General features: G+C 71.0%; 15 protein-coding genes and 1 tRNA gene. 12 read left to right on the top strand and 4 right to left on the bottom strand.

Annotated features, from left to right (window positions below; genetic code table 11):
- The first annotated feature begins 18 nt into the window (after window positions 1-18).
- The 3 genes from C1M51_RS06530 (at window position 19) to C1M51_RS06520 (ending at window position 1,902) form a co-directional block, all read left to right on the top strand.
- Window positions 19-95: transfer RNA gene (locus C1M51_RS06530), tRNA-Ile, on the top strand.
- Window positions 96-258: 163 nt separating this feature from the next.
- Entirely contained in the window at window positions 259-543 is a 285-nt protein-coding gene (locus C1M51_RS06525; protein WP_129448757.1) for a helix-turn-helix transcriptional regulator, read from the top strand.
- A 6-nt stretch (window positions 544-549) separates the two neighbouring features.
- Complete coding sequence (locus C1M51_RS06520; RefSeq protein ID WP_129448756.1) at window positions 550-1,902, top strand: type II toxin-antitoxin system HipA family toxin; 1,353 nt, start codon at window positions 550-552, stop codon at window positions 1,900-1,902.
- Between the two features lie 7 nt (window positions 1,903-1,909).
- Here the strand turns inward: C1M51_RS06520 and C1M51_RS06515 are convergent, their stop codons facing one another.
- Window positions 1,910-3,961 carry a bifunctional diguanylate cyclase/phosphodiesterase gene (locus C1M51_RS06515; RefSeq protein ID WP_129448755.1) on the bottom strand — a complete coding sequence of 684 codons (2,052 nt, stop codon included), beginning with the start codon at window positions 3,959-3,961 and terminating at the stop codon, window positions 1,910-1,912.
- A 201-nt stretch (window positions 3,962-4,162) separates the two neighbouring features.
- On the opposite strand from C1M51_RS06515, the gene C1M51_RS06510 reads away from it, so the two are divergent.
- From C1M51_RS06510 to C1M51_RS06470, 9 genes are read left to right on the top strand one after another with little or no spacing between them, the layout of a single operon-like run.
- Window positions 4,163-5,623 (top strand): 2-hydroxymuconic semialdehyde dehydrogenase, encoded by a 1,461-nt coding sequence (locus C1M51_RS06510; RefSeq protein ID WP_129448754.1) that lies wholly within the window; start codon window positions 4,163-4,165, stop codon window positions 5,621-5,623.
- Window positions 5,624-5,644: 21 nt separating this feature from the next.
- Window positions 5,645-6,442, top strand: coding sequence for a 2-oxopent-4-enoate hydratase (gene dmpE / locus C1M51_RS06505; protein ID WP_129448753.1), 798 nt, complete (start codon window positions 5,645-5,647; stop codon window positions 6,440-6,442).
- Window positions 6,439-7,233 carry a 2-oxo-3-hexenedioate decarboxylase gene (gene dmpH, locus C1M51_RS06500; protein WP_129448752.1) on the top strand — a complete coding sequence of 265 codons (795 nt, stop codon included), beginning with the start codon at window positions 6,439-6,441 and terminating at the stop codon, window positions 7,231-7,233. Before dmpE ends, dmpH begins: the two co-directional genes overlap by 4 nt.
- 26 nt (window positions 7,234-7,259) lie before the next feature.
- On the top strand, window positions 7,260-7,475 hold the full coding sequence (locus C1M51_RS06495) for a 2-hydroxymuconate tautomerase (RefSeq protein ID WP_036233539.1): 216 nt from the start codon (window positions 7,260-7,262) through the stop codon (window positions 7,473-7,475).
- Window positions 7,475-8,398 carry an acetaldehyde dehydrogenase (acetylating) gene (locus C1M51_RS06490; RefSeq protein WP_036233537.1) on the top strand — a complete coding sequence of 308 codons (924 nt, stop codon included), beginning with the start codon at window positions 7,475-7,477 and terminating at the stop codon, window positions 8,396-8,398. Before C1M51_RS06495 ends, C1M51_RS06490 begins: the two co-directional genes overlap by 1 nt.
- On the top strand, window positions 8,398-9,474 hold the full coding sequence (gene dmpG / locus C1M51_RS06485; protein WP_129448751.1) for a 4-hydroxy-2-oxovalerate aldolase: 1,077 nt from the start codon (window positions 8,398-8,400) through the stop codon (window positions 9,472-9,474). The genes C1M51_RS06490 and dmpG overlap by 1 nt, the downstream gene beginning before the upstream one ends.
- Window positions 9,475-9,487: 13 nt before the next feature.
- Entirely contained in the window at window positions 9,488-10,246 is a 759-nt protein-coding gene (locus C1M51_RS06480; RefSeq protein ID WP_129448750.1) for an SDR family oxidoreductase, read from the top strand.
- A 21-nt stretch (window positions 10,247-10,267) separates the two neighbouring features.
- Window positions 10,268-10,705, top strand: coding sequence for a tautomerase family protein (locus tag C1M51_RS06475; protein WP_129448749.1), 438 nt, complete (start codon window positions 10,268-10,270; stop codon window positions 10,703-10,705).
- Window positions 10,706-10,719: 14 nt separating this feature from the next.
- On the top strand, window positions 10,720-11,433 hold the full coding sequence (locus C1M51_RS06470; RefSeq protein ID WP_129448748.1) for an NAD(P)H-dependent oxidoreductase: 714 nt from the start codon (window positions 10,720-10,722) through the stop codon (window positions 11,431-11,433).
- A gap of 87 nt (window positions 11,434-11,520) precedes the next feature.
- Here C1M51_RS06470 and C1M51_RS06465 read toward each other — a convergent pair whose 3' ends face one another.
- From C1M51_RS06465 to C1M51_RS06455, 3 genes are all read right to left on the bottom strand, one after another.
- Entirely contained in the window at window positions 11,521-12,309 is a 789-nt protein-coding gene (locus tag C1M51_RS06465) for a VacJ family lipoprotein (RefSeq protein ID WP_129448747.1), read from the bottom strand.
- Window positions 12,310-12,373: 64 nt separating this feature from the next.
- The gene (locus tag C1M51_RS06460; protein WP_129448746.1) at window positions 12,374-15,493 is read right to left on the bottom strand and encodes an efflux RND transporter permease subunit; all 3,120 of its coding nucleotides are present in this window, start codon (window positions 15,491-15,493) and stop codon (window positions 12,374-12,376) included.
- Complete coding sequence (locus C1M51_RS06455) at window positions 15,490-16,644, bottom strand: efflux RND transporter periplasmic adaptor subunit (protein WP_129448745.1); 1,155 nt, start codon at window positions 16,642-16,644, stop codon at window positions 15,490-15,492. The genes C1M51_RS06460 and C1M51_RS06455 overlap by 4 nt, the downstream gene beginning before the upstream one ends.
- Window positions 16,645-16,651 lie beyond the last annotated feature (7 nt).

Genomic DNA, 16,651 nt, shown 5'->3' with positions numbered 1-16,651 from the left:
GCCATGGTCCCGAGCAAGGGGCCGTTAGCTCAGTTGGTTAGAGCAGAGGACTCATAATCCTTTGGTCGTTGGTTCAAGTCCAACACGGCCTACCAAGGAAACCGGGCGATCCCGAGTTCGGCGGCGCTTTGGTCCAGGTCGGTGCCGCAGGATGGCCTGAAACAGGCTTTGGGCTGTATTCTGTAAATACAGCTCATATTGAGTTATTCAGAAATACAGCCTATAGTGCGTTCAGAGACGCTACCAACGGGCGGCTGTATGAATGAATTCCCGGTGCGCATGGCGGACCAGCTCCCCAGCCTGCTGCAGAGCTTTCGCAAGGCGGCCGGCCTGACGCAGGCCGACGTTGCCGCACGGCTCGGTGTCACGCAACAGACGCTGTCTGCGCTCGAACGCAATGCCAGCAACGTCGGTGCGGCCCGGCTGATGAAGCTGCTCAGCATCCTCGACGTCGAACTCGTGCTGAGGCAGCGACGGCCTTCAGGCGTTGCTGCGCCCCGGGCGGGCGGTGCACCCGGCGAGCCCGACAAGGTGCAGTGGTAGCTGCCGATGGGACGGCGGTCGCACACCCGCAGGCTCGGCTTGTGGATGAACGGCGAGCGGGTGGGAGCCTGGAGTGCCTCGCCCGCCGGAGACGAGTTGCACTACGACGCGGGCTGGCTGCGCTCGCCGCGGGCGAGGCCGCTGTCCCTGTCCTTGCCGTTCAGACCCGGCAATCCGCCTCACAAGGGCCACGTCGTCCGCGACTACTTCGAGAACCTGCTCCCGGACAGCCGACCGATACGTGAACGTCTGGCACGCCGGTTCAAGACAGCGACCACAGACGCCTTCGACCTGTTGACCGAGATCGGTCGCGATTGCGTCGGTGCGCTGCAGATCCTGCCCGAGGGGCAGGACCCCGGCGATGTGAAGGTGATCCAGGCCCTGCCGCTCGACGAGGCCGGCGTGGCAAGGGCGCTGGATGCCACGATCGCGCCCAGCGGCTTCGACGAACGAGCCTCGGACACGGATGAGTTCCGCATCTCGATCGCCGGTGCACAGGAGAAGACGGCGCTGCTGTGGCGCGAGGGCCGGTGGTGGCGCCCGATGGGACCGACGCCCACCACACACATCCTGAAGTTGCCGCTGGGTCTGGTGGGGAACATGAAGCTCGACCTGCGCGACTCGGTGGAGAACGAATGGCTGTGCGCCCAGGTGCTGGAGGCCTACGGCTTGTCCGTCGCGCGCTGCCACCCGCTGACGTTCGAGGGCCAGCGCGTCCTCGGCGTCGAGCGTTTTGACCGGCTGTGGGCAGACGATGGCGCCTGGATCGTTCGCGTGCCGCAGGAAGACATGTGCCAGGCCACCGGCACGCCGGCACACGCCAAATACGAGGCCGACGGCGGCCCGGGCATCGATCGCATCCTGGAGGTGCTGAACGCCTCGCGTCGTCGCGTGCAGGACCGGGAGACCTTCTTCCGCGCCCAGCTGATGTTCTGGCTGATGTGCGCACCCGACGGACATGCCAAGAACTTCAGCATCGCGCTGCACGCGGGCGGTGCCTTCTCGATGACGCCGCTCTACGACGTGGTGTCCGCCTATCCCGTGCTGGGCAACGGCCCCAACCGGATTTCTCCGCATCGCGTCAAGCTGGCGATGGCGCTGCGGTGCACCAACGCGCACTGGCGCATGCGCGACATCCTGCGCCGGCATTGGGAGGCGGTCGGGCGGCGGAGCGGGATCGTGTCCGCGTCGGGGCAGGGCATGGACGGGTTGATCCAGGACATCATCGACAGGACCCCCGTCGCATTGGACGCGGTGGCCGCAAAGCTGCCTGCCGGCTTTCCTGCGCACGTTGCCGACTCGATCTTGAATGGCATTGCTGCCGCCGTGCGCAAGCTCGAGGCGGCGAAGGCCTCGTGAAGGCCGATCAAGCCGCCGTCGCCCGCGGCCCCTCACCCAGCCCCGGCAGCTCGCCGGCCGGGACCGGCCGCCCGAACAGGTAGCCCTGGCCGAGGGCGCAGCCCATGCGCAGCAGGCGCGTGGCGTCGGCTTCGGTCTCGATGCCCTCGGCGACGGCCGGCACGCCCAGGCTGCGCGACAGGCCGATGATGGCGTCCACCACCTTGGCGCTCTGCGGCCGCTCGCGCAGGGTGTGCACGAACGAGCGGTCGATCTTGATCTTGTCGAAGTCCAGCTCCGCCAGGTAGGCGAGGCTGGAGTGGCCGGTGCCGAAGTCGTCGAGCGTGACGGTGAAGCCCGCCAGCTTCAGGTCGCGCATCACGCGGCGCGCCGCGGAGGTGTCGCGCACCAGCGCGGTCTCGGTCAGTTCCACGTCCAGCCGCGCCGGCGGCACGCCGTGCTCGGCCAGCAGGGCCAGCAGCTGCGGCACCAGCGTCTCGTCCTGGATCTGCTGCGGCGCCACGTTCACCGACACGCGCCAGTGCGCCGGCAGGCCCGGCAGTTCGGCCAAGGCGCTGCGCAGCACGGCCAGCATCAGCGTGCCGATCAGGCCCGCGTCCTCGGCCAGCGCGATGAACTGCGCCGGCGGCAGCAGCCCACGCTGCGGGTGCTGCCAGCGCGCCAGCAGTTCCACCGACTGCACGCGCTGGCTGTTCAGCTCGACGATGGGCTGGAAGTAGGCCACGAACTCGCCGCGGGTGAGGCCTTCCCGCATGGCCTGTTCCAGTGCGGCGCGCTCGGCCACCAGCTCGTCGAGGCCCACGTTGTAGAAGCTCAGGCCGCCACGGCTCTCGGCCTTGGCGCGGTAGAGCGCCGAGTCGGCCTTGCGCAGCAGTTCGTCGGCGTCGCGCCCGTCGTCCGGGAAGCGGGCGATGCCCACCGTCGCGCCGATGGACACGCTGAGCGGCCCGATCTGCATCGGCTCGCTCATCGCGCGCACCACGCGTTCGGCCAGGTGGTGCGCTGCCGAGGGCTGCACGTCGTCGCCCACCAGCACCACGAACTCGTCGCCGCCGTAGCGCGCGCAGGTCTCGCCGCCACGCAGGATGTGGCTCAGGCGCCGCGCCACTTCTTTCAGCACCCGGTCGCCCACCAGGTGGCCGTGGCGGTCGTTGATCGGCTTGAAGCGGTCCAGGTCGATCATCAGCACCGCGAGGTGGGTGCCGGCCCGTTCGGCGCGCGCCATGGCGGCGGCCATCTCGTCGTGCAGTGCCGCGCGGTTGGGCAGGCCGGTGAGCAGGTCGCTGGCGGCCAGGTGCTTCACGCGCTGCTCGGCATGCAGGAAGCGCGTGCGCGAGCCGGCCAGGCGGCGCCAGAGAAAGGCCCCGAGCAGCCCGCCGCACACCAGCAGCCCGGCCCCGAACAGTGCATTGCGGCGCCGCAGTGTGCTGATCTCGTTCCTGGCGGCGGTCACCGTGGCTTCGCTGAAGTCGGCGATGGCCTGCTGCAGCAGGCCGGATTGCTCGCGGTAGCGATCGCCCTCGAAGATCTTGCGCGCGATGTCGGCCGCGCCCACGGTCACCGCCTCGAAGGCCGATTCGCGCATGTCTTCCAGTTCGGCGGTCGCGCTGCGCGTCTCGCTGTCGAAGCGCTCGATGGCGTGGGCCGGTGCCAGGCTGCGGGCCTCGGCCTGCAGGCGTTCGAACTCGAGCCGCTGCCTGTCGAAGCGCTCCACCCAGCGCGGCTGGCCGGTGATCACGGCCATCTGGGCGGCCGTGGTCCGCTCCAGGTCCACCAGGCGCATCGCTCCGGCCACGCGCAGGGCCTCGGCGTGGCGGCGCGCGGCGGCCTGCTCGGCGGTGCTGGACAGCCAGCGCTCGCCGACCAGCATGGCGAGCAGGACCGCCGCACCCACCAGCACCAGGCCCAGGGCGCGGCGGGCCTCGCCCATCGCCTGCCCGACGATCGACGCCGTGGGCAGCAGGTTGCCCGACGCATCGGCCGATTCGGCGGGCGCCCGCGTGTCGCGGCCGTCCGCGGCCGGGGCGTTGGCGGCGTCTAGGGCAGGGCGGCGGAGCATGGGCGTGGCAGGAACAAGTAACAAGTCGCCGGGACGGGATCTCCCTCAACTTCGGCCGAATGTAGCCCGGCTTGAATGCCACCGGGCCTGCCCGGGCGTGGCGCACCCAATACCGGTGCGGTATGAGTCACACGGCGCAAAGGTATTGGACGCCCCGACACGCCGATTTCTAAACTGCCTGCAACGACATCGAGGAACGCCGTGCGGACGCTGCAGCATTTCATCAACGGCGAGTTCACCTCGTCTTCCCAGGGCAAGACCTTCTCCAAGCGCTCGCCGGTGGACAACCGGGTGATCGCCAGCGTGGCCGAGGCCGGCGAGGCGGAGGTCGACGCCGCGGTGACGGCGGCGCGCCGCGCGCTGCACGGCGACTGGGCGCGGCTCGGCACCGACAAGCGGGTGGCCCTGCTGCACGCCGTGGCCGACGAGATCACGCGCCGCTTCGACGACTTCGTCGAGGCCGAGGAGGCCGACACCGGGCAGCCGCACCATGTGATCGCGCACGCCTTCGTGCCGCGCGGCGCGGCCAACTTCAAGGTCTTCGCCGACGTGGTGAAGAACGTGCCGGCCGAGTCCTTCCAGATGGAAACGCCCGACGGCCGCGGCGCGCTGAACTACGCGATCCGCAAGCCCAAGGGCGTGATCGCGGTGGTCTGCCCGTGGAACGCGCCGCTGCTGCTGATGACCTGGAAGGTCGGCCCGGCGCTGGCCTGCGGCAACACGGTGGTCGTCAAGCCGTCCGAGGAAACGCCGCTGTCGGCCACGCTGCTGGGCGAGGTGATGAACACGGTCGGCGTGCCGCCGGGCGTCTACAACGTGGTGCACGGCTTCGGCCCCGGCGCCGCGGGCGAGTTCCTGACCCGCCACGACGGCGTGGATGCCATCACCTTCACCGGCGAGACGCGCACCGGCACCGCCATCATGAAGGCTGCCGCCGACGGCATCCGCGACGTGTCCTTCGAGCTCGGCGGCAAGAACGCCGGCATCGTGTTCGCCGATGCCGACTTCGACGCCGCGGTCGACGGCATCTTCCGCTCGGCCTTCATGAACACCGGCCAGGTCTGCCTGGGCACCGAGCGCGTCTACGTCGAGCGGCCGCTGTTCGAGCGCTTCGTGCAGGCGCTCAAGCTGCGCTGCGAGGCGGTGAAGTTCGGCCGGCCCAGCGACCCGGGTGCCAACTACGGGCCGCTGATCAGCCAGGAGCACCGCCGCAAGGTGCTGTCCTACTACGAGCGCGCGGTCGCCGAGGGCGCCACCGTCGTGACCGGCGGCGGCGTGCCGCCGATGCCGGCCGAACTGGCCGAAGGCGCCTGGGTCCAGCCCACGATCTGGACCGGCCTGCCCGAGACCGCCAGCGTGGTGCGCGAGGAGATCTTCGGGCCCTGCTGCCACGTCCGGCCGTTCGACAGCGAGGACGAGGTGGTGGTGCTGGCCAACGCCAACCGCTACGGCCTGTCGACCACGCTGTGGACGCGCGACCTGGCGCGCGCCCACCGCGTGTCGGCCGCCATCGAGGTGGGCATCACCTGGGTCAACAGCTGGTTCCTGCGCGACCTGCGCACGCCGTTCGGCGGCTCGAAGCAGTCGGGCATCGGCCGCGAAGGGGGCGTGCACTCGCTGGAGTTCTACACCGACCTGCGCAACGTCTGCATCAAGCTCTGAGACGGCCGCGACACCATCATGATGAACAACGAGACCATCGAACGCTACGGCGACGAGCTGTACGAGGCGCTGCTCGCGCGCCGCGTCGTCGCGCCGCTGCTGGAGCGCGAGCCGCAGATCCGCGTCGAGGACGCCTACCGCATCCAGCAGCGCATGGTGGCGCGCCGCGTGGCGGCTGGCGAGCGCGTGGTCGGCAAGAAGATCGGCGTGACCAGCAAGCCGGTGCAGGACTTCCTGGGCGTCTACGAGCCCGACTTCGGCCAGCTCACCTCGGGCATGGCGCGCAGCGAGGCCGAGGGCGTGGACCTTGGCGCGCTGATCCAGCCCAAGGCCGAGGCCGAACTGGCCTTCGTGCTGGAGCGCGACTTGGTCGGTCCGGGCGTGACCGCCGCCGACGTGATCCGCGCCACCGCCTATGTCAGCCCCTGCTTCGAGATCGTCGATTCGCGCATCCGCGACTGGAAGATCAAGATCCAGGACACGGTGGCCGACAACGCCTCCTGCGGCGTCTACCTGATCGGTCATGCGAAGGCCCATCCGCGCCAGCTCGACGTCGCGCTGGCCGGCATGGTGCTCGAGAAGAACGGCGAGCTGCATTCCACCGGCGTCGGCGCCGCGGTGCAGGGCTCGCCGGTGCATGCGGTGGCCTGGCTGGCCAACACGCTGGGCGCGCTGGGCCTGCCGTTCCGCGCGGGCGAGGTGATCCTGTCCGGCTCGCAGTCGGCGCTGGTGCCGGTGACCGACGGCGACGAGCTGGTGTGCACCATCGGCGGCCTGGGCACCTGCCGCGCGCGTTTCCACGGAAGGAGTGCCCTGTGACCCTCACGCTGAGCCGCTCGGACATCGAGCGCCTGGCCGATCGCGTGGAGGCGGCGCAGGACCACGCCCGCGCGATCCCCAAGCTGACCGACGATTACCCGCGCATGGGCCTGGCCGACGGCTATGCGGTGCAGTCCGAGCTGCGCCGCCGCCGCATCCGGCAGGGCCACCGGCTGGTGGGCTGGAAGGCTGGCCTCACCTCCAAGGCCAAGATGCTGCAGATGGGCGTGGACGTGCCCTCGATCGGCTTCCTGATGTCGAACATGGCCCGCACCGACAACGCCGAGGTGCGCACCGACGACCTGGTGCACCCGCGCGTCGAGTGCGAGGTGGCCTTCGTGACGAAGAAGGACCTGCACGGGCCCCACTGCACGCGCGACGAGGTGCTGGCCGCGACCGACTTCGTGCTGCCCGCCATCGAGGTGATCGACTCGCGTTTCGCCGGCTTCAAGTTCGACCTGCCCAGCGTGGTGGCCGACAACGGCTCGTCGGCGCGCTTCGTGACCGGCGCTCGGGTGCGCGACGTGGCCGACCTCGACCTGCGCACGCTCGGCGTGGTGTTCGAGAAGAACGGCGCGCCCATCGGCATGGGCGCCACGGCCGCCGTGCTGGGCCATCCCGCCGAGGCGGTGGCGATGCTGGTGCGCGTGCTGGCCGAGCTCGACGAACAGCTGCCGGCCGGCAGCTTCGTGATGAGCGGCGGCATCACCGAGGCGGTGGCCGTGACGGCAGGGGACCACGTCGTCGCGCGCTACCAGGACCTCGGCAGCGTGTCGGTCCGCTTCATCTGAAGAAACTACGGCGAAGGAATTTCATCATGCCCATCATCCAGATGAACCTGCTCGAAGGCCGCACGGTCGAGCAGAAGCGCAACGTGGTCGCGGCCATCACCGAGGCGGTGGTGCGCACGCTGGACGTGCGGCCCGACCAGGTGCGCATCCTGATCAACGAACTCGGCGTCGAGCACTTCTCGGTCGCCGGCCAGACCGCGGCCATGCGTCAGGCCGCCGCCGCGAACGCGAAGGACCTGTGATGGCGACGAAGAAGATCCGCTGTGCCCTGATCGGCTCCGGCAACATCGGCACCGACCTGATCTACAAGTTGAAGCGCAGCGCGGTGCTGGAGCCGGTGTGGATGGTCGGCATCGACGCCGCCTCCGAAGGCCTGCAGCGCGCCCGCGACCTGGGCCTGAAGACCACCGCCGAGGGCGTGGACGGCCTGCTGCCGCATGTGAAGGCCGACGGCATCCAGATCGCCTTCGACGCCACCAGCGCCTACGTGCACCCCGAGAACTCGCGCAAGCTCAATGCGCTGGGCGTGCTGATGGTCGACCTCACGCCCGCGGCCGTGGGCCCGCTGTGCGTGCCGCCGGTCAACCTGCGCGAGCATGCCGCCAAGCTGGAGATGAACGTCAACATGATCTCCTGCGCCGGCCAGGCCACCATCCCCATCGTGCATGCCGTCGCGCGCGTGCAGCCGGTCGACTACGCCGAGATCGTGGCCAGCCTCGCCTCCAAGTCCATCGGCCCGGGCACGCGTGCCAACCTCGACGAGTTCACCTACACCACCTCCGACGCGCTGGTGCGCGTGGGCGGCGCGCGGCGCGGCAAGGCGCTGGCGATCATCAACCCGGCCGAGCCGCCGATGATCATGCGCAACACCATCAACTGCCTGACCGACGACGAGCCGCAGCAGGCCCGCATCATCGACTCGGTGCTGTCGATGATCGAGGAGGTGCAGCAGTACGTGCCCGGCTACAAGCTGGTCAACGGCCCGGTGTTCGACGGCAAGCGCGTCAGTGTGTTCATGCAGGTGGCCGGCCTCGGCGACTACCTGCCCACCTATGCCGGCAACCTGGACATCATGACCGCGGCGGCCTGCCGCACCGCGGAGATGTTCGCCGAGGAGATCCTCGCCGGCACGCTGCAACTCACCCCCGTGAAGGAGGCTGCCTGATGAGCGCCACACGTTCGATGGAACCCGACCTGCGTGGCCGCAAGGTCCTGCTGCACGACATGTGCCTGCGCGACGGCATGCATGCCAAGCGCGAGCAGATCCCGGTGGAGCAGATGGTCAAGGTGGCGATGGCACTCGACGCCGCCGGCGTGCCGCTGATCCAGGTGACGCACGGCGCCGGCCTGGGCGGCAACTCGCTGCAGCACGGCTTCGCGCTGGCCAGCAACGAGGCCTACCTCAGCGCCGTGGCGCCGAAGATGAAGCAGGCCAAGATCTCGGTGCTGCTGATCCCCGGGCTGGGCACGATGCGCGAGCTGCAGTCGGCCTACGACTGCGGCGCCCGCAGCGTCACCGTGGCGACCCACTGCACCGAGGCCGACACCGCGCCGCAGCACATCGCCTATGCGCGCAAGCTCGGCATGGACACGGTGGGCTTCCTGATGATGGCGCACCTGAACGACCCGGGAGGGCTCGCGAAGCAGGGCAAGCTGATGGAGGACTACGGCGCGCAGACCGTCTACGTGACCGACTCCGCCGGCTACATGCTGCCGGCCGACGTGCGCGCCCGCGTGGCCGCACTGCGCGCGGTGCTGAAGCCCGAGACCGAGATCGGCTTCCACGGCCACCACAACCTGGGCATGGGCATCGCCAACTCCATCGCCGCCATCGAGGAGGGCGCGAGCCGCATCGACGGCTCGGTGGCCGGGCTGGGTGCCGGGGCCGGCAACACGCCGCTGGAGGTATTCCTCGCGGTCTGCGACCGCATGGGCATCGAGACCGGCGTCGATCTCTTCAAGCTGATGGACGTGGCCGAGGACGTGATCGTGCCGATGATGGACCACCTGGTGCGCGTGGACCGCGAGTCGCTGACGCTGGGCTTCGCCGGCGTGTACTCCACCTTCCTGCTGCACGCCAAGCGCGCGGCGGCGCGCTTCGGCGTGCCGGCGCGCGAGATCCTGGTCGAGCTGGGCCGCCGCAAGATGATCGGCGGCCAGGAAGACATGATCGAGGACACCGCGATGAGCATGGCCAAGGAACGCGGCCTGCTGAAGGACGTGAGCCGCAAGGCCGCTTGAGGAGGACAGGAACGTGAGCCAGAAATCCAAGGACATCGCCGTCGTCGTGGGCGCCACCGGCGCAATGGGCGCCGTGATCAGCCGGCGCCTCGCCGCCGAAGGCCTGAGCGTGCTGGCCGTGGCCCGCAAGGCCGACGCGCTGGCCTCGCTGGTGGACACCACGCCCGGCGTGCGGCCCTGCGTGGCCGACATCTCCAACGACTCGTCCATCGACGCCATCCAGGCCGCGCTCGACGCACCGGTGCGCATGGTGGTGCACGGCCCCGGCGTGGCCACCGCGGGCGGCGTGCTGGTGGCGCCGACCGCGGCGGTGGTGGACGCGGTGAACATCAAGGTCGGCGGCATGATCCGGCTGGTGCGCGCGGTCGACGGCAAGCTGGTGCGCGGCTCGCGGCTGGTGGCCATCGGCGGGCACTACGGCTCCGAGCCCAACCCCTGGGCCGCGACCGCCGGCGTGGGCAATGCGGCGCTGACCAACCTGATGCGCCAGTATTCGTGGGCCTACGGCGCGCGCGGCGTGACGGCGCATGTGGTGCAGCCCGGCCCGGCCGACACCGACCGGCTGCGCCGCATCGCCGCCGACCGCGCGGCGCGCGGCGGCATCAGCCTCGAGGCGGCGCTGGACGAGTACCGCGCCGAGTCGGCCCTCGGCGCGCTCACCACGCCCGAGCAGGTGGCCTGGGCCATCGCGCTGCTGCTCGCGCCCGAGGCCGACGCGCTGGCCGGCAGCACCCTCTTCATGGACGCCGGCCGCCGCAAGGGCATGGCCTGACACCGAACGCCGCCCCCCGCCATGCCCATCCTCGAATACCGCCTCACCGCCGGCCGCCACAGCGACGACCAGATCGGCGAACTGCTGCTCGCCTCCGCACGGCTCTATGCCGAGGTGCTGAAGAGCCCGCTGGACCGCGTGCGCGTCACCGCCACGCTGCACCAGCCGCAGCATGCGGTGGTGGCCGGCCGGCTGGTCAGCGACGGGGCCCCGTCGGCACCGTTCTTCCACTTCCTGGTGCTCGAAGGCCGTCCGGTCGAAGAGTGCCAGGCGCTGATCACCGGCTTCACCGACCTGGTGGTCAGCACGCTCGGCGTGGACCGCAGCCTGGTGCGCGGCGGCTGCTGGCCGATCCCGCCGCAGCTCTGGGGCATCGCCGGCACGCCGGCCAGCGTGATGCGGGCGCAGGAGGTGGCCGCGCGTGCCGCGGCGGCCGCGGCCGCCGCGCCGGGCGGCTGAGCACGCCGCGCGCGATGAACGTCTTCATCGTCCACGCCCATCCGGAGCCGCGCTCCTTCAGCAGCGCGCTGTGCTGGACGGCCACCGAGCAGCTCCGCGCGCTGGGCCACGAGGTGCGGGTGTCCGACCTGTACGCCGACGGCTTCGATCCGGTGGCGAGCGCGGCCGACTTCGGCGCACGCAAGAACCCCGACTACCTGGTCTATGCGCTCGAGCAGCGCCACGGCTACGAGGCCGGCACGCTGGCCGAGGACATCCGCGGCGAAGTGGCCAAGCTGCTGTGGTGCGACCTGCTGATCCTGAACTTCCCGGTCTTCTGGTTCGCGCCGCCGGCCATGCTCAAGGGCTGGATCGACCGCGTGCTGATCTCCGGTCTCACCTACGGCGGCACGCGCTTCTACGACCGCGGCGGCCTCGTCGGCAAGCGCGCGATGGTCAGCCTGACGCTGGGCGGGCGACCGCACATGTTCGGCCCCGACGCGATCCACGGCCCGCTCGACGACATGCTGCGGCCGCTGCTGCGCGGCACGCTGGCCTACACCGGCCTCACCGTGCTGCCGCCCTTCGTGGGCTGGCACGTGCCCTACATCACCGAGGCCGAGCGCGCGCAGATCCTGGTCGACTACCGGCGCCACCTGGCCCGCCTGGACACGCTGGCGCCGCTGCGCTTTCCCAGCCTCGACGACTTCGACGCGAAGCTGCACCCGAAGGCGGCGAGCCACGTCTGAGGCGCCGGACACCCTCTGAACATCACCCTCTCCCCGCGAGCGGGGAGAGGGCGGGGTGAGGGGGCGGGCGGCGGCGGCACCGGTCCGCTATCGAGGCGCGGCCGCTTCCGCCGCGCCTTCGCTGTCGCCACCGCCATCGCCATCGCCATCGCCGGCCGGGCCGGCCTCGCGCTGCAGGCGCCGTTGCAGGTAGGCATCGCGGACGAAGCTGTACTTGTCCAGCGCGACCTCGTCGATCATCCGGGTCACGCTCAGCAGGCGGGCACGCTGGTCCACCACACCGACCAGCGTCAGCGCCCCCGCCGTCCCGGCGTCGCCGATCTGGGACGGCGCACTGGCCAGGGTGTTGACCGGCCAGGCCGCGAGGCCCCGCAGATCGGACGGTCCGAACAAGGGCAGCACCAGGTAGGCCCCGCCCGCGACGCCCCAGACGCGCAAGGTGTCGTTGAAGCTCTCGCCCTGGTGCGGCATGCCCCAGCCGGTGGCCACGTCCATCACGCCGAGCAGGCCGACGGTGGTGTTGGTGCCGAACCGGCCGAAATCGGAGAGGCCGTCCTTCACCCGACCCTGCAGGATCGCGTTCACGCCGGACCAGGGATCGCCCAGGTTGGAAAAGAAGTTCGAGACACCGGTACGCACCGGTGCCGGCACGGCGGCCTCGTAGGCGGTGGCGGCCGGCTTCAGGACGAACCGGTCCACACCCTCGTTGAGCGCGAAGGTCTTGCGGTTCATCGACTCCAGCGGGTCGGGGTCCTGCGTCGTGGCGCAGCCCGAGAGCCCGAGGCCGGCGGCCAGCAGCAGGGCCGCCAGGCGCGCCGAGCGCGGCGATCGGCATGGCCTGCGGAGCGTGGCCGGGAAGGCGAGGGTCGACGGCATGCAAGGCTCCCGATCCAGGAACTGAGACGGAAGGGATCGTCGCGGGGCAGGGCTTTCCGGACACTTACCGGTGAAGCGGCGCGTCCGTCGAGGGCACGGCGTCGAGATCCGCGCCGCGTCGGCCGTGCACCGCGCCGCGCAGCCACTGCACGCCGTCGTCGACGTAGGTGATGACGACCGGAACGACCAGCAGACTCAGGACGGTGGAGGAGATCAGACCGCCGATCACGACGATGGCCATCGGTGCCCGGAAACTCGGATCGCCGCCCCAGCCCATCGCCACCGGCAGCATGCCGGCGCCCATCGCGAGGGTCGTCATCACGATGGGCCGGGCGCGCTTGCGGCAGGCGTCGATGACCGCGTCCGTGCGGCCCAGGCCCTGCCGCTCGCGGGCGATGACGGCGTAGTCCACCAGCAGGATCGAGTTCTTCGTCGCGATCCCCATCAGCATGATCAGCCCGATCATCGAAGGCATCGACATCGACGAGCCCGTGACGTACAGCGCCAGAAAGGCACCCGGCACCGACAGCACGAGTGCCACGAGGATGGTCACCGGCTGCACGAAGTCCTTGAACAGCAGCACCAGCACGGCGTAGATGCAAAGCACGCCCGTCAGCATCGCGATGCCGAAGCTGTAGGCCAGCTCGGCCATGTTCTCGGCGTCGCCGCTCGCGCTGTGCGTCACGCCCTGCGGCAGCTGCTGCAGGCTCGGAAGGGCCAGGGCCGCCTGCTCCACATCGCCCAGCGGCTGCTCGCCCAGCTCGACCTCGAAGGCGACGTTGCGCCGGCGGTCGTGCCGCGTGATCTGCATGGGGCCGCTGTCCAGTTCGATCGTCGCCACGTTCTCCAGCGCCACGGGTCCGCGCGCGCCCGGCACGGGCAACTGCCTCAGCGTGTCGATGTCCTGCCGCGCGGCGCCGGCCAGCTTGACGACCACGGGCACCTGGCGCTCGCCGAGGTTGAGCTTGGCGAGGTCCTCGACGCGGTCGCCGGCCATCGCCACGCGCAGCGTCTCGGCGACGGCCGAGGACGTGACGCCCAGGTCGGCCGCGCGCGCGAAGTCGGGGCGCACCACCAGCTCGGGCTGCACCAGCCCGGCGGTGGACGTGACGGCGCCGATACCGGGGATCGTGCGCAGCTCGCGCTCCACCTGCGCAGCCACCTGGGTCAGCGTGCGCTCGTCGTCGCCGGCCAGCACCATCTCGTAGGGCTCGGCGGACCCACCACCGCCGACGTTGATGCGCACGCCGGGCAGGCCGGCCAGGGCCTCGCGGAACTGCTGCTCGATCTGCAGCTGCGTCAGGCCGGCCCGATCGTCGCGATGCGACAGGTTCACGGTGAGCGCCACGTTGCGCACGCTGCCGGCCACCGGGCCGTCGTCGCCCGGTCCCGATTCGCCCTGGCTGCCGCCGACGGCCGTGTAGACGGTCCTGGCGTGCGGGTGGCGTCGCACGATCTCGCGCGCCTGCTCGGCCAGGGCCAGGCTGTCCTGCAGCGTGCTGCCGGGCGGCAGGGTCAGCGACACCTGGGTCCGCGAGCCGTCGTCGGGCGGGATGAAGGCGCCCGGCAGCGTGGACGCGAGGAACAGGCCGACGCCGAAGAAGGCGGACGCCAGCGCCAGCGTGAGCCGGCGGTGCCGCAGGCACCGGCGCGCCCAGCCCAGGTAGGTGCGCATCCAGCCGGGCTCGCGCTCGCTCGCGTCCGCGGGTGCGCGCAGCAGGTAGGCCGCCATCATCGGGGTCAGCATGCGGGCGACGACGAGCGAGAAGAACACCGCGATGGCGGCGGTCCAGCCGAACTGCACGAAGAACTTGCCGACCACGCCGTCCATGAAAGCGGTGGGCAGGAACACCGCGACGAGCGTGAAGGTCGTGGCGATGACCGCCAGGCCGATCTCGTCGGCGGCCTCCATTGCCGCCTGGTACGGGGTCTTGCCCATGCGCAGGTGGCGCGCGATGTTCTCGATCTCGACGATGGCGTCGTCCACCAGCACGCCGACCACCAGCGACAGCGACAGCAGCGTCACCGTGTTGAGCGTGAAGCCCATCAGGTGCATGACCGCGAAGGTGGGAATGATGGACAGCGGCAAGGCCACGGCCGCGACGAAGGTCGAGCGCCCGTCGCGCAGGAAGACCAGCACGACCAGCACTGCCAGCGCCGCGCCCTCGTACAGCAGGCTCATCGAGCCTTGGTAGTTCTCGAGCACCGGGTCGATGGCGTTCACCGCCTCGACCACCTCGATACCCGGGTGCGCGGCCTGCAGCACCTCCAGCGCGCCGCGCACGCCAGCAGCCACGTCCAGCTCGCCGGCGCCGCGCGCGCGCGTGACCTCGAAGCCGACCACGGACTTGCCGTCGAGCAGCGTCGCCGATCGTGGATCGGCGACGCCGTCGACCACCGTCGCGACCTGGTCCAGGCGGATGGATCGCCCGTCCCCCAGCGTCAGCTCGACGGCCGCCAGTTCCTCGGCCGACCGAACCGTGGCGATGGTGCGCACCTGCTGCTCGGCGCCGCCGAAGTCGGTGCGGCCGCTCGGGGCCTCCTGCTGCACCTGGCGCAGCTGCTTCGAGATGTCGGCGGCCGAGGCATTGAGCGCCAGCAGCTGCGCCGGGTCGAGCTCGACGCGGATCTCGCGCGCGACGCCGCCGACGCGGCGGACCGCGCCGACGCCTGACACGGCAAGCAGGGACTTGGCGACCTGGTGGTCGACGAACCACGACAGGGCTTCGTCGTCCAGGCGCGGAGAGGCCACTGTGTAGGTCAGGATGGGGCCACCGGCGGTGGTGGTCTTCTGGATCACCGGGTCGCGCAGGTCGGCTGGCAGTTCGCCGCGCACGCGCGCCACTGCGTCGCGCACGTCGTCCACCGCTTCCTGCGAGGGCTTCTCGAGCCGGAACTCGACGGCGATGATGGCGGTGCCGTCGGTCAGCGTGGTGTCGATGTGCTTGACCCCCTGCACCGTCGCCAGCGAGTTCTCGATGCGGCGCGCGACCTCGGTCTCCAGCTGCGAGGGCGACGCGCCCGGCAGCGAGGCGGTGACCGTGACCGTGGACAGGTCCATGTCGGGGAAGTTCTGCACCCGCATCGCCGCGAAGCCCATCAGGCCGGCGAAGGTGAGCAGCACGAACAGCAGCAGGCCCGGCGTCGGGTTGCGGATCGACCAGGACGAGACGTTGAGGCTCATGGGCGGCGCTCCGTCGCCAGCAGTCCGGCGCGGCCGACGGCCGGCCGGCCCTCGACAACGTCGACGAGGTCACCGTCGCCGAGGAAGCCGCCGCCCGTGGCGACCACCGTGCTCGCCGCGTCGATGCCCGAGAGGACCTCGACGCGATCGCCGGCGCGGCGGCCGAGCTTGACGCGCGTCTGAACCACGCGCGAGTCGGGCCCGACGCGCAGCACGTAGTCGAAGCCCTCGCGTTGCAGCACCACCGCCTGCGGCAGCGTGAGCGCGGGGCTGCCCGGGCCGACCTCGATCTCGCCGCGCGCGAACATGCCGGCGCGCGCCGCGTCGCCGGCTGGCAGGTCGACGTAGACGAGGCCGTTGCGCGTCTGCGTGTCCACGGCAGGTGCCACCATGCGCACGCTGCCCTGGATGGGCTCGCCGCCCACGGGAGTCACCGTCGCGCCCTGGCCCGGCCGCAGCCGCGCGAGCTGCGGTGCGGCCACCTCGGCGCGCCACTCGAGGCGGCTGCGCCGGATCAGCCGGAAGAGCTCCTGCCCCGCAGGAAGCACCGCACCGACCGTGGCGCTGCGCGTGGAGATCACGCCGTCGTCGGGCGCGCGCACCTGGGTCTGCGCGAGACGCAGCTCCTGCGTCCGTGCGACGGCGCGGGCAGCGTCGCTGCGCGCCTGGGCCATGCGCTCTGCCGTCACGTACTGGTGGATCTGCTGCGCCGAGAGCGCGCCGCTGGCCTGCAGCTCGCGCGCCCGCTGCGCGTTGGCGGCGGCCTCGGCGAGGGCCGCCTCGGACTCGGCCAGTGCCGCCCGGCTCTGTGCGAGCTCGGTGGCGACCGGCGCGGCCTCGAAGCTCGCCAGCACCTGCCCGCGCCGCACGCGGTCGCCGACGTTGACCCGCACCTCGGTCAGGCGCAGACCGTTGGCCTCGGTCCCGATGCTGGCCTCCTGCCAGGCGGCGATGTTGCCGTTGGCCGGCACGCGGATCGGCAGGGTGGCCGGTTGGGGCCGGGTGACGGTTACCGCCAGGGCCGGCTTGGCGGTGGGGGGCGCGCTCTGCGCCTGCGCGTTGGAGATCTGCGCGCAGAAGGCACCGATCGACCCGGCGATCACGAGCAGGGTCGGTGCGAAGCGGCGGAATCTGTGGAGGCTGTTCGTCATGGCGAGA

It is taken from the genome of Methylibium sp. Pch-M (assembly GCF_004136295.1).
Classification (GTDB): domain Bacteria; phylum Pseudomonadota; class Gammaproteobacteria; order Burkholderiales; family Burkholderiaceae_C; genus Methylibium; species Methylibium petroleiphilum.
The sequence above is the reverse complement of the archived record's forward strand: the minus strand, read 5'-3'. Positions and strand labels throughout refer to the sequence as shown.